Source organism: Ureibacillus endophyticus, assembly GCF_003628435.1.
Taxonomy (GTDB): domain Bacteria; phylum Bacillota; class Bacilli; order Bacillales_A; family Planococcaceae; genus Ureibacillus; species Ureibacillus endophyticus.
The window spans coordinates 102,616-115,453 of record NZ_RBZN01000006.1; the positions used below are offsets into that span (position 1 = coordinate 102,616).

Here is a 12,838-nt window from a genome sequence, read left to right on the forward strand (position 1 = left end):
ATCATTGACACAACGAAGAATAGTAATAGCAGGTACCGGAAGTGGTGTAGGGAAGACTACCTTAACAATTGGATTGATGGCTGCCTTAAAAAAGCGTGGGCTAGTTGTTCAGGGATTTAAGTGCGGTCCAGATTATATCGATCCTTCCTATCATACTGCTGTAACGGGTCGAGTATCTCGTAATTTAGATAGTTGGATGTTAATGAAAGATAGAGTGTTAGATATTTTTCATCATGGAACTAAGGGTGCAGATATTTCAGTAATTGAAGGGGTTATGGGCTTTTATGATGGGAAAAATCCCGAGACCAATGAAGGTAGTACTGCTGAAATTAGTATGATAACGCAAAGTCCAGTCCTACTTGTGGTTAATTGTGCAAGTATGGCTAGAAGCGCGGCAGCAATTGTGAAGGGATTTCAATTATTTGCTGAAGGGTCAAACATCGTTGGGGTTATTGCCAATAAAGTGGGAAGTGAAGGTCACTATCAACTTGTTAAAAAGGCGATAGAACAAGAATGTGGAATTCCGGTGATTGGCTATTTGAAAAGAGAACTAGATATTGAAATTCCAGAAAGGCATCTTGGGTTAATTCCATCGCTGGAAAGAGGCGAACTTGACGGCTTTTTTGAACAATTAAGTTCTCTCGTTTCAGAAACGATAGATATTGATCGATTACTTGAAATTTCTGTAGCGAACCTCTTAAATGTGGCAAATGATTCACTATTTAATGAGCAAAAAGAGCCAATCGTAAAAATAGCAGTGGCAAAAGATGCAGCTTTTAATTTCTACTATCCTGAGAACCTAGAAATGTTGAAATCAAAAGGTGCTGAAATTACTTATTTCTCACCACTTGCCAATGAAGAAGTACCACAAGATGCTGATGGTTTGTATATTGGTGGGGGATTTCCAGAAGAGTTTGCAGATACTCTTGCAAATAATGAACAGGTAAAAGACTCGGTAAAACAAGCGATTGAGAGTGGTATGCCAACCCTTGCTGAATGTGGTGGCTTTATGTATTTAACAGAATCCATTGAAACGACAGACAACAATAAATTTGAAATGGTCGGAGTTATTCCAGGTGCAGTGCAAATGCAAACAAGACTTACAGCACTAGGCTATAGAGAAATAACTGGACAAAATTCAAACTTCCTATTAGATAACTTAAAAGCAAAAGGACATGAATTTCACTATTCAACGTATCAACCAACAGAAGAACCAACATTCGCCTACGAAACAAAGGGTATGCGAGGAGTAAAAAAAGAGGGATATTTAACACATAATCTAGTAGCGGGGTATACCCATTTTCATTTTGCATCTTGCCCGGAGATGGTGGACAACTGGATTAATAAATGTTTAGAACGTAAAGGAGAGATGACTACATGAAAAAGGGACTCACACTAGTTTATACAGGCGATGGTAAAGGAAAAACAACTTCTGCTTTAGGACTAGCTTTGCGTGCAACAGGGAGAGGCTTAAAAGTAAAAATCTATCAATTTATCAAATCTCCAGAGCGCACTTATGGCGAGAAAATTGCGTTACAAAAGCTAGGAGTAGAAATGGTTCAACTTGGCATAGGATTTACTTGGACAAAAACACCTGAGGAACATCGTGAAGCATTAAAAAAAGCTTGGCCAATTGCTCGTGATGCCGTAATGAGTGGAGAATATGATTTAGTCATTTTAGATGAATTAAATAATGCGTTAGCAATCAATTCATTCCCTATTGATGATTGTATCCCACTTAAAGAAGTACTAGAAGTCATTAAAAATAAACCATCCCATGTGCACTTAGTCATTACAGGAAGAGATGCAAAACAAGAGATAAAAGATATTGCAGATCTGGTATCGATCATCGAACCGGAAAAGCACTATTATAATGAGGGTATTCCTGCAGTGAAAGGAATTGAATTTTAAATGGAGAGAGCCATTCCTTTAATGATTCAAGGAACTCATTCAGATGCAGGGAAAAGTGCCATTGTTACGGCATTGTGCCGAATTTTTAAGCAAGACGGTTATAAAACAGCACCTTTTAAATCTCAAAATATGGCTTTAAATTCCTATATAACGGTGGATGGGAAAGAAATCGGTCGTGCTCAAGGTGTACAAGCTGAGGCAGCTGGAATTGTTGCAACAACTGATATGAATCCAATCTTAATCAAACCAACTGGTGAATACCAATCGCAAATTGTTGTTCATGGAAAGCCATACCGTAATATGAAAGCTGGCGAATACCGTCAAGATTTTTTTGAAGAAGGCTATAAGTTAATTTCTGAATCTTACAACAGATTAGCAGAGGGTTTTGAGCGAATCATTATCGAAGGTGCCGGAAGCCCTGCAGAAGTGAACTTAAATGATCGAGAGCTAGTCAATATGCGAGTTGCTCAAATTGCAAATGCCCCTGTTATTTTAGTGGGAGACATCGAGAAAGGTGGCGTTTTTGCAAGTTTAGTAGGCACGTTGCAATTACTTGCGCCGGAAGATAAAAAACGGGTAATTGGTGTAATCATTAATAAATTTAGAGGCGATATATCACTACTTAAGCCTGGATTGGACTGGTTTGAAGAATATACAGGAGTACCTGTGTTAGGTGTAGTCCCTTATATTCATAACTTACTAATTGAAGCAGAAGATTCGGTCGTTTTAAGTAAATATTCCTCTGCACAAAATTCAACAAAAGATATCGATATTGCAGTAATAAGGCTTCCATTCATATCAAACTTTACAGATATTGATCCGCTTTTTGAGGAAACAGATTGTCATGTTCGTTTTGTCAAAAACATTGAAGAACTTGGAGAACCAGATTTAATTATCTTACCTGGTAGTAAAAATACAATTGAAGACATGTTGTTTTTGCATAATACGGGCCTTGCCAATAGAATTTTAGATTTAGTCTACAAGAAAGATAAAATGATTTTCGGCATTTGTGGTGGGTATCAAATGTTAGGGGATCAAATTACAGATCCTTATGAAGTAGAATCATCACTTAAGGAAATCCATGGTCTCGGTTTAGTTCCAATGAAAACAACGATGACGCTAAATAAAACAACGGTACTTTCTAAAGGAATTGCTCATTTTGGAGATGTGAGAATTTCTGTAGAAGGGTATGAAATTCATATGGGCGAAACTTACTTAGAAGAGGATTGGAATCATCTAATTCACTTAACGGATAGAAGTGAAGGAATAATTACTTTAGATAAAAAAATTATCGGTACTTACTTTCACGGTATATTCCATAACGATCCTTTCCGAGAAGTTGTGTTGAATGAACTAAGAATGACAAAAGGGTTAGAACCAATTGAAAATCGAGCATCCTTTGCGCGGAAAAAAGAGGAAGGCTTTGATTTATTAGCTGAAGTTGTACGTGAAAATATTCAATTAGATCGGATTAAAAAATTGATGGAGGAGTACTATGCGAATCATATCCATTTGTCCAAGTAACACAGAGTTAGTTGGATACTTAGGTTTGACATCCAATCTAGTCGGTGTAGATAACTACTCAGATTGGCCAGAAGTTGTGAACTCGTTGCCAAGAGTAGGTCCAGACTTAGAGATTGATATGGATAAGGTAGAACAGTTGCAGCCTGACATTGTATTAGCGTCTCTTACAGTACCTGGAATGGAACGAAATATTGAGGAGTTGGAAAAAAGAAAACTTCCTTATGTGATAGTGCCTAATCCAAAGACGTTGAAAGAAGTAGGTGAAAGCCTTCTATTTGTTGGAGAAGCGACAAATACTTCTGACAGAGCAAAGGAGTTAGTTGATAAGTATAATGCTTTTCTTGAAAAATATCGTGGTTTATCTAAGCAAATTTCAGAGCCTACAAAACTTTACTGGGAATGGTGGGCAAAACCGATTTTTACGCCAGGTGCTGAAAACTGGTTAACTGAAATTAGTACCCTTGCTGGTGGGCGGAATGTTTTTGATGATGTGCCTGTTTCAAGTGTAAAAACAGATTGGGAAGACGTGAAAAGTCGAAATCCTGAAGTAATCTGTGTAGTGTGGGTAGGGGTACAGAAAGAAAAAGTGAATCCTAAGGTGATTGTGAAGCGTGGCGGCACAGAACAGATGGAACTTCATATTTTAGAAGAGCATTTGTTTTGTAGACCTTCTCCAAAATTATTAATAGGGTTGGCGAAGATTGCTAGTATTCTACACCCAACTATTTTCCCTAAATTTGATGAAAACAAGGATCCTTTGTTGTAATTTCATGTAATAAGATATAACATGGAATAAAATTTACTAAAGGTGTGTGTTTGTATGTCCCTAGAAATTACGTTTAGAGATGCAACCCTTGAAGATTTACCAACGATTGTAGCGATTTATAATACAACGATTGCGAGTCGCATGGTCACTGCAGATACAGAACCCGTTACAGTGGAAGATCGGCTGAAATGGTTCCATGAACATTCACCGGCTAAACGCCCATTATGGGTAGTAGAGACAGATGGAAAGATTTGTGGTTGGGTTAGCCTTCAATCTTTCTACGGAAGACCCGCTTATAATGCTACGGTTGAAATTAGTATTTATCTCGATGAAAAATATAGAGGGCATGGTCTTGGAAAAACGGTATTGGCAAAAGTAATCAAAGAAGCTCCAAAGTGTGAAGTAGACACGTTACTTGGATTTATCTTTGCTCACAATGAACCTAGTATCCGCTTATTTAACAGCTTTGGATTCGAAAAATGGGCACACCTTCCTGAAGTTGCAACATTAGATGGTGTAAAACGTGATTTAGTGATATTAGGTAAAAAGCTACGCTAGCGTTTCTACTTAGGTAGAAGCGTTTTTTTATAGGTGTGATTCGAAATCCGCCAAAGTTGTGATTAATTCCGCCAAACTAGGCAAAATATCCGCCAACTTTCGGGCTTTTTCCGCCAAAAATTTTAATTTATCCGCCAAACAATAATCCCGAAACCTTCTTAGTACTCAATCGTATATGTATTAACAACCTAAATGGGAGGATCTCATATGAATGAAAAAGGGTGCGTGAAGTGCGGTAGCAAAGATGCAGCAACGAAAGAAGTGGCGATGACAGGAACGGGGTTGTCTAAAATGTTTGATATTCAACATAATCAATTTGTAGTTGTCTACTGTAAAAATTGTGGCTATTCAGAGTTCTATAATAAGCAATCTTCTACAGGTTCAAATATTCTTGATTTATTTTTCGGATAAACTAATGGAGGTGTCAAAAAAGTAATAATTTTTTGGACACCTCTTTTCTTTCTTGATAAATATCTCTCATGAATTATTGTTCCTGCGGTGGTTGTCACTATTCTCGTCGCAAAGGAGTTGTCTCAAAATGACTTTTCAGACAACTCCTTTTTTACACTTTAATAAAGTAAAGTGTGACTGTAATATATAGTTAGATAAATAGAACTGTGAGGGGAAATTATGATCGGCACAATTATCAATACTTTAGCGATACTAATTGGGAGTGCTGTAGGGAGTATTTTAAAAAAAGGAATTAAAGATGAATATCAATCGGCTTTATTTACTGCAATGGGTTTCGCTGCAGTGGCACTTGGAGTAAATGCAGTTGTACAAAATATGCCCAATAGTATCTATCCTGTATTATTTATTGTTAGCTTAGCGATTGGCGGGTTAGTTGGTACGGTGATTGACGTTGATGCAAAGTTTAACAATCTTGTTAATCGCTTTTCGAAGTCGAATTTAAGTAAGGGGCTATCAACTGCGATATTACTTTTTTGCATTGGAACATTATCAATTTTAGGTCCAGTTGAAAGTGCGTTAAATAATAACCATACATATTTATTTACAAACGCTACATTAGATTTGGTCACATCGATGGCTTTAGCTGCAACATACGGGTTTGGAATCGCCTTTGCAGCAGTTGTGTTATTTATATGGCAAACCTCAATTTATTTAAGTGCCCAATACATTGAACCATTTTTAACTGATGCACTGATGACAGAAGTTTCAATTGTTGGCGGCATTTTAATCTTAAGTTCGGGGTTAGCGATTTTAGGGATAAAAGAAACAAAATCATTAAATATGTTACCTGCACTCTTTATTCCAGTGATCTGGTTTGTCGGACTAGCCTTGTTTACATAGAAGGATAATACAATTCTTTGTGGAATTTATTAATAATCATCGTTCTGAAAGGGGCTTTACCATGTCAACATTTGATGCACTTATAGTAAATAAACAAGATGAACAATTTTCTGTAGAAGTTCAAAAGTTAACATTTGAAGATTTACCAGAAGGAGAAGTCCTAATCCAAGTTAAATATTCTGGTATAAATTATAAAGATAGTCTTGCTACGATTCCGAATGGGAACATTGTGAAAACTTATCCATTTGTTCCGGGAATTGATTTAGCTGGTGTAGTTGTTTCTTCAGAAGACCCACGATTCAAAGAGGGGGATGAAGTCATTGCAACTAGCTATGAGATTGGGGTTACTCATTTTGGCGGCTATAGCCAATTTGCTCGAATTCCATCTAAGTGGGTAGTTCCATTACCTGAAGGAATTACATTAAGAGAAGCAATGATCTTTGGAACGGCTGGTTTTACTGCAGCTCTTTCTGTACAACGTTTAGAAGACAATGGTATCTCACCTGATAAAGGAAAAGTCCTTGTAACAGGAGCAACTGGAGGGGTAGGAAGTATAGCGGTCGCACTTCTCGCTAAGCTTGGTTACGAGGTCGAAGCGAGTACAGGAAAACAATCAGAGCAGGATTATTTGAAAGAACTAGGTGCGTCTTCCATTGTTTCTCGTGAAGAGGTTTTCGATGGAAAAATAAGAGCTCTAGGTAAACAAAAATGGGTGGCTGCCGTAGACCCTGTTGGGGGAGAGCCTTTAGCGGCATTACTAAGTCAAATTCAATACGGTGGTTCTGTAGCTGTGAGTGGATTAACAGCTGGAACGAATGTACCTACAACAGTGTTCCCATTTATTTTAAGAGGCGTTAATTTATTAGGAATCGATTCTGTTTATTGCGATATGGAGAGCCGCTTGAAAGTTTGGAAGCGTATTGCAGATATAAGCAAATCGTTAAATCTCGAGCAATTTGTTCAACAAGAAGTAACGCTACAACAACTCCCAGAAGTTTTACCAACTCTACTAAAAGCACAAGCAAGAGGAAGAATATTGGTGAAGTTATAATGATTAAAAGGCAAAGTAGAAGCTTATACTTTGCCTTTTATTATTGAGTTAGTTGTTTTTTATTGAGAGAAAAGCTCTGAAAAGTGCCTTCCTAGAAATGATGAAGTCCAAATTCCAGTGAAAAAATGGTGGAAGTGACCTTCATAAGCCGGATGAAGGACAAAACTCCGTGAAAAAATGAAGGAAGTGACCTTCATAAGCCGGATGAAGGACAAAACTCCGTGAAAAAGTGAAGGAAGTGACCTTCATAAGCCGGATGAAGGACAAAACTCCGTGAAAAATGGAGGAAGTGACCTTCATAATCCAGATGAAGGTCACTCAGCTCAGTAGTAATACATTCAATCGTGATTAAGCAACACTTAATATAAACGAGAAATATAAGCAAACCACTAGTAGAACGCTCATTAATATGGATAAAATAACTGGTGATTTTCTAATAAAAGAATAGATTGTCATAGCAAAAAAAAGCACAGCCAAAATAATAAACAAGATACTATTAAAGTTTATTGATAGATGTAAAGATTCTTGAACTGGCACCTTGGAGAACATGGTAAATAGTTTCGATACAGTATCGGAGCTAATCGCTGTCTCTTTCGGAGGTGACTGTTCGCCGAGTACTGCAGTTTCAGAAAAAATAAATAATATAATAATACTTTCAACTTTTGCCCAAGGGCGTGGGTCGAAATCGATATTCTTCTTCATTTCGCGTCTAATAATGATACCATTTAGTAAGGCGTAAAATAGTAAAGGAACAATGAACAGATGCTTTATTAATAGTGCCTGACCATATGGAATCATCCAAGAAGTTACATAATCATCCACGACAAAACTCATCAAAATAAGTCCACTAATCCCCGTAACGATAAAACAAAGAATGGCTACGGGCGTAAACCATTTTAAGAAGGCTAACCAATTCGATGAATCTTTAGAAAACCAACTAACCACGATTAGAATGCCAATCCATAAACAGACAGCGGTTAAATGAGTAGTGTCACTAATAAATCCCCATGTTGAATCAATTGAACTAGCATGACTTGACCAACCAACACCGACAATCGAAAGGCAGATAAGGACAATGCCAAAAAATCCATATAACGCTTCTTTACGATAATCTATTAAAAGAACAAAAATGAATAAAATAGTAGATAAAGTAAAAACAAACAGCCACGCTTTTCCTATTTCAAAAGTGAATACTACATTTTGAAACGATTCATAAAATCCACTAGTAGGAATTAAATAAAGAATGATTTGCAAAACTGGTATAAACGAAGAAAGTGGAATTCCTATAATACTTAATAACAAGATCCTTTTTGGAACAGTAATATCAGGTCGATAATTTTTGGGAATAAGGGAAAGTAAAAAACAACCAAATGTGATTGAAAGGCATAGGTATAAGAATACTTGACTAATAATTAATAAAAACATACATTATTTTTTTCTTCTCATGAACAAGAAACTACCAATAATAATGACAATTAATACAACTGCAATAATCAAAATGCTATTATTAGATTTTTCTTGCTCTGGTTCTTCATTGTTTGCATCAATCACGGTTGTTGCTTCATTTTCTTCCACAGCTTGCTCTACCTCAGTTGTTTCTTCTACAGTTGTCTCTTCCTCAGGCACATTTACAGAAAAAGAAATTTCCCCCTCGATTAAATGACCATCCGCACCGATAATGTTCCAATTTATTTTGTAATCACCATTTTGTAACGGGGTTGGGATATCACCAACCAATTGTCGCTCTACAACTGAGATGTTATCAACAGGAATCGTTTCACCACTCGAGTTTTGAAGTGTGAAAGTACTGCCTTGTTCAATTTTTGTTTCAAAAGTTAGTTGTATTTGTTTAAGCTCTTCTTCAACGACTTCTCCTTGTTGAGGAGAGGAGGTTTCTAATCCAGTGTGAGCAAATGCATTCCCTATAAATGTGAGTAAAAATATAAAGCTAAAGAACAATATTTTTTTCATAACCAATAATCTCCTAATCGTTTTTAATATTAAGTTCAACCAATTATGGAAAAACTATTCATAAGGGCATTATATAAGTTAATTGTGAAGTTTGAATGAAAAAAAGCCCTGCAAATGCAGGACTTTAAGATTATTCTTCTTCTTGGAAGTAAATTTTATAATATTTTCGATTTGTAGATTCGTCATAACCAACTTCAATTAAATCATCTACTTGCTCAATATCTCGGACATTCACTTGTATTTCAATATGAGAATCTAGTTTAATTTTTCTTTTATATTGTTTTTCCGCTTTTTCAATAGCACTATCAGAGATAATCGTCTCGTATGGTTTTACGGTATTGATGATAACATCTTTCTGAACTGCATCTACTTGGGTAAATACAGTGTCGATATAATCGTTCACCTGAAATTCTTCTTCATTTCTGAAATAATCAAGGGTTTTGTTTAACAAACCTAGTTTCTCAGTATTTGTAAAGCTTGCCTCTTTTAAAATATATTTTTTACATTCAGTTAATGCTAAGTTTGTTTTATGATAGTGTTCATCGGCAACTTTCACTTTTAAGAAACGTTCTTGCCAGTAAACGACATCTTCTTTTCTCTTCGTTTTAATAAAGATAGCAGGGGGCTCATCTGCACCCATATCTATAATAACCGCCATATTATTAATCTTCTTTACATTGATTCCATCGATGCCGTTTACCACCATTTTGTTCTGATCATTCTTCACATCTAAAAATATTTCTTTTTCATCAATTTTGACGATAGAAATTGCTTTTTTACTTTTGTTGTTCCAGATACATTGATCGAAAAGACCAACAAACAATTCACCGCCTTTTATATTCGGATGTTGAGAAGCACTATATAAATGTTTTGCAATATTTTTTGATTGTTCTAGGAAACTAGTTTCATTGTCAAAAATCGATTTTACATATGTATATATTTCGTTTAAACCAATATCAGATTCGTGGAAAAATTCGTATTGCTGGTCCAAATCAATTTTGTTAAAGGCTAATTGAGTGAATGCAGCTTCAAGCAATACTTCTGGATGGGCGAATTCCTCTTCCCCTAAGATGAGTGTATCACTTACATGGTGAACTATATATTTTAATAATTTACTATCGCTAACTTCAAGCATGAATCTTCACCTTTCATGAGTACTAGATAATTTACCTTATCATAGATGTGGTATTCTTTTCATGTATTTTTAAATAGTAATAATTGAAAGGATTTCCTATCAAAATACTTGAGAAATATTTGTAGAATGGTATGATAATGACAATCGAATATTTAACACTAGGGGCGCCATTCGGCTGAGAAGTACCCTTTGAACCTGATTTAGTTCGTACTAACGTAGGGAAGTGTACAATGATTTGCAACTTAATCATTCTGTTCATTTTCCCTATTTACATGTTTTGTGTAAATAGGGTTTTTTATTGGGGAATGGGGTACGCGCGCCGCTAGTGTAAGTAAAAAGGAAAGAGGGTTTTAGTGTGAACAAAACGAAGAAACTTACTTACACTGCAATTATTGCAGCAATTACAACAGCGTCAAGTACATTAATTTACATTCCATTAGGATTTGCAAAGGCTTTTCCAATTCAACATTTAGCAAATGTTATTTCTGCTGTTATGTTAGGTCCTGCCTACGCAGTTTTACAAGCAATTTTAACATCAACAATGCGTAATCTTTTAGGAACGGGTAGTTTGTTTGCTTATCCGGGCAGTATAATAGGAGCGTTACTGGCAAGTATTTTATATGCTAAAACGAAAAATTTAGAGCTAACGGCATTGGGAGAAGTGATTGGAACTGGAATATTAGGGGCAATGGCAACTTATCCAATTGGCATCTTATTTTTAGGTCAGGATGCGACACTTTTTGGGCTAATTCCAGCATTCACAGCTAGTTCATTTGTAGGTGCACTACTTGCCTATGTTGTTTTAAAGGTATTAGTTCGAAATAAAGCTATTGATCAAGTAATGAATTAAAGCAACCATAATAATATAAATATCGTTCTAGATGCAACTAATCTATAATCTAATAAGAGATTGAGATATTGAGAGAGTGGGTGCTGTATGTCCGTTAGTATTTCACAAATAATCATTCTTCTTGTTTTTGTAGGTGGACCTTTATTTTACCCACTACTAACAAGGAAATGGGCTTGGAGTCTTACCGTTATTTTAGGCTACTTGCTCTATGGATTATGGGGATGGTTTCTTCATTCTACATCTGACATAACGGAGTATGGAACAGGTTATGGCATGTTCATTGTTCCGTATTTAATCATCATTACGATGATAGGGGCATTCATACAACGAAAAACAACTAAGTAGCGAGTAGACTTTGTACTACTCGTTTTTTTATTGGATTTTATCCCTTTTTGCAGTAAGAAGGACTTACTACTAAATGTAACGAACATAATAAAGAAACTAAAATCATGGGGAGTTTAACGATGCTAACAAATGTACTAACGAAATTATTAAATATTGAATATCCAATTATACAAGCTCCAATGGCTGGTGGAGTTACAACTTCAAAGTTAGTAGCCAGTGTTTCAAATGCTGGAGGATTAGGGATGATTGGTGCAGGATATATGACACCTACTCAAATGCGTGAACAAATTAGAGAATTAAAGCAGTTAACGTCAAATTCTTTTGGTATTAATTTGTTTGTCCCTAACGAATTTGAAGTTAATGAAGATGAAATAAGATCAAGTAATCAAATAATGAACAGCTTTCGTGATGAGTTAGATTTACCACGAAAAGAAAATATAGAAGTACCTAATTTCAATTCTGTATATGAAACATTTATGGAGCAAATTCAAGTAGTCATTGAAGAGAGAATTCCAATCTGTACTTTTACATTTGGTATTCCTTCTGCTGATGTTATAGAAGAATTAAAGAAACATAACATCATTCTCATGGGAACAGCCACTACGTTACGAGAAGCAGTTGCAAATGAAAAAGCAGGTATGGATATCGTTGTTGTGCAAGGTAGTGAAGCAGGTGGGCATCGAGGCAACTTTATTGATAAAGATCAAGAGAGTTTAGTTGGTTTAATGTCACTAATTCCACAAGTTGTAGATAATATAGGGGTTCCTGTTGTTGCTGCTGGGGGTATTATGGATGGTAGAGGACTTATGGCTTCGATTTGCTTAGGGGCAAAAGGGGTACAAATGGGAACAGCTTTCTTAACTTGCATCGAAAGTGGTGCACATCAGGTACATAAAGAAGCGATTCTTAATGTAGAAGGAGATACTACTGTTTTAACACGTGCTTTTTCTGGTAAATGGGCAAGGGGAATAAAGAACAGTTTCATTTCTGAAATGCAAGCACATCAAAACAATTTACCAAGTTTCCCAGTTCAAAATACACTCACTCAAGACATTCGCAAAAAATCAGGGGAACAACATAATGCAGAATTTATGTCACTGTGGTCTGGTCAAAGTGCAGCATTGGCGAAAAGTCAATCCGTTGAAACATTGATTCAAAATATAATTGAAGAAGCTAAGAGATTGAAAAATAACTAATAAAAAACATACTAACATTAGTAGTACAAACCAAGGCCATGGTTTGTGCTACTATTTTTTTATAGTAGAAGTGAAGGAAAGTCGAACAGCTCCAGGGACCGTATGAGAGTCCGTAAAAAAAACCGGCTAACTTCACATCCTTATATGAATCAGTTTAGTATGTTGGGTCCAAGAGATCGTGTATAAGAAAGTGGAATCGATAAGGCAATGTGAGGACTTC

Annotated in this window: 14 protein-coding genes and 1 riboswitch; of the genes, 11 read left to right on the plus strand and 3 right to left on the minus strand. The window is 36.0% G+C overall.

Features of this window, described 5'->3' with window-relative positions; translation table 11 throughout:
- Positions 1–4: 4 nt before the first annotated feature.
- From D8M03_RS04545 to D8M03_RS04580, 8 genes are all read left to right on the plus strand, one after another.
- On the plus strand, positions 5–1,381 hold the full coding sequence (locus D8M03_RS04545) for a cobyrinic acid a,c-diamide synthase CobB (RefSeq protein WP_121213555.1): 1,377 nt from the start codon (positions 5–7) through the stop codon (positions 1,379–1,381).
- A complete protein-coding gene (locus tag D8M03_RS04550) occupies positions 1,378–1,911 on the plus strand; it encodes a cob(I)yrinic acid a,c-diamide adenosyltransferase (protein ID WP_121213556.1) in 534 nt (177 codons plus the stop codon). Before D8M03_RS04545 ends, D8M03_RS04550 begins: the two co-directional genes overlap by 4 nt.
- The gene (locus D8M03_RS04555; protein ID WP_121213557.1) at positions 1,912–3,435 is read left to right on the plus strand and encodes a cobyric acid synthase; all 1,524 of its coding nucleotides are present in this window, start codon (positions 1,912–1,914) and stop codon (positions 3,433–3,435) included.
- Positions 3,407–4,201 (plus strand): cobalamin-binding protein, encoded by a 795-nt coding sequence (locus D8M03_RS04560; RefSeq protein WP_121213559.1) that lies wholly within the window; start codon positions 3,407–3,409, stop codon positions 4,199–4,201. Before D8M03_RS04555 ends, D8M03_RS04560 begins: the two co-directional genes overlap by 29 nt.
- Before the next feature lie 54 nt (positions 4,202–4,255).
- Positions 4,256–4,759: a GNAT family N-acetyltransferase gene (locus D8M03_RS04565; RefSeq protein ID WP_121213561.1), complete on the plus strand. Its 504-nt coding sequence runs from the start codon at positions 4,256–4,258 to the stop codon at positions 4,757–4,759.
- Positions 4,760–4,966: 207 nt separating this feature from the next.
- Positions 4,967–5,170 carry a zinc ribbon domain-containing protein gene (locus tag D8M03_RS04570; protein WP_121213562.1) on the plus strand — a complete coding sequence of 68 codons (204 nt, stop codon included), beginning with the start codon at positions 4,967–4,969 and terminating at the stop codon, positions 5,168–5,170.
- Positions 5,171–5,389: 219 nt separating this feature from the next.
- Positions 5,390–6,070 (plus strand): DUF554 domain-containing protein, encoded by a 681-nt coding sequence (locus D8M03_RS04575; protein WP_121213563.1) that lies wholly within the window; start codon positions 5,390–5,392, stop codon positions 6,068–6,070.
- 61 nt (positions 6,071–6,131) lie between these two features.
- A complete protein-coding gene (locus D8M03_RS04580; RefSeq protein ID WP_121213564.1) occupies positions 6,132–7,121 on the plus strand; it encodes an acrylyl-CoA reductase family protein in 990 nt (329 codons plus the stop codon).
- Positions 7,122–7,469: 348 nt separating this feature from the next.
- On the opposite strand, the gene D8M03_RS04585 is transcribed toward D8M03_RS04580, so the two are convergent.
- From D8M03_RS04585 to D8M03_RS04595, 3 genes are all read right to left on the minus strand, one after another.
- The gene (locus D8M03_RS04585) at positions 7,470–8,546 is read right to left on the minus strand and encodes a copper resistance D family protein (protein WP_121213566.1); all 1,077 of its coding nucleotides are present in this window, start codon (positions 8,544–8,546) and stop codon (positions 7,470–7,472) included.
- Positions 8,547–8,549: 3 nt separating this feature from the next.
- Complete coding sequence (locus D8M03_RS04590) at positions 8,550–9,092, minus strand: copper resistance CopC family protein (RefSeq protein ID WP_121213569.1); 543 nt, start codon at positions 9,090–9,092, stop codon at positions 8,550–8,552.
- 130 nt (positions 9,093–9,222) lie between these two features.
- Entirely contained in the window at positions 9,223–10,227 is a 1,005-nt protein-coding gene (locus tag D8M03_RS04595; RefSeq protein WP_121213571.1) for a nucleoid-associated protein, read from the minus strand.
- 150 nt (positions 10,228–10,377) lie between these two features.
- A riboswitch (TPP riboswitch) is annotated at positions 10,378–10,466 on the plus strand.
- Between the two features lie 116 nt (positions 10,467–10,582).
- Here D8M03_RS04595 and thiW point away from each other — a divergent pair.
- The 3 genes from thiW (at position 10,583) to D8M03_RS04610 (ending at position 12,618) form a co-directional block, all read left to right on the plus strand.
- Complete coding sequence (gene thiW, locus D8M03_RS04600) at positions 10,583–11,077, plus strand: energy coupling factor transporter S component ThiW (RefSeq protein WP_121213573.1); 495 nt, start codon at positions 10,583–10,585, stop codon at positions 11,075–11,077.
- Between the two features lie 87 nt (positions 11,078–11,164).
- Positions 11,165–11,422, plus strand: a complete 258-nt coding sequence (locus D8M03_RS04605) for a hypothetical protein (protein WP_121213575.1) — start codon at positions 11,165–11,167, stop codon at positions 11,420–11,422.
- Positions 11,423–11,541: 119 nt separating this feature from the next.
- Complete coding sequence (locus D8M03_RS04610; protein ID WP_245987449.1) at positions 11,542–12,618, plus strand: NAD(P)H-dependent flavin oxidoreductase; 1,077 nt, start codon at positions 11,542–11,544, stop codon at positions 12,616–12,618.
- Positions 12,619–12,838 lie beyond the last annotated feature (220 nt).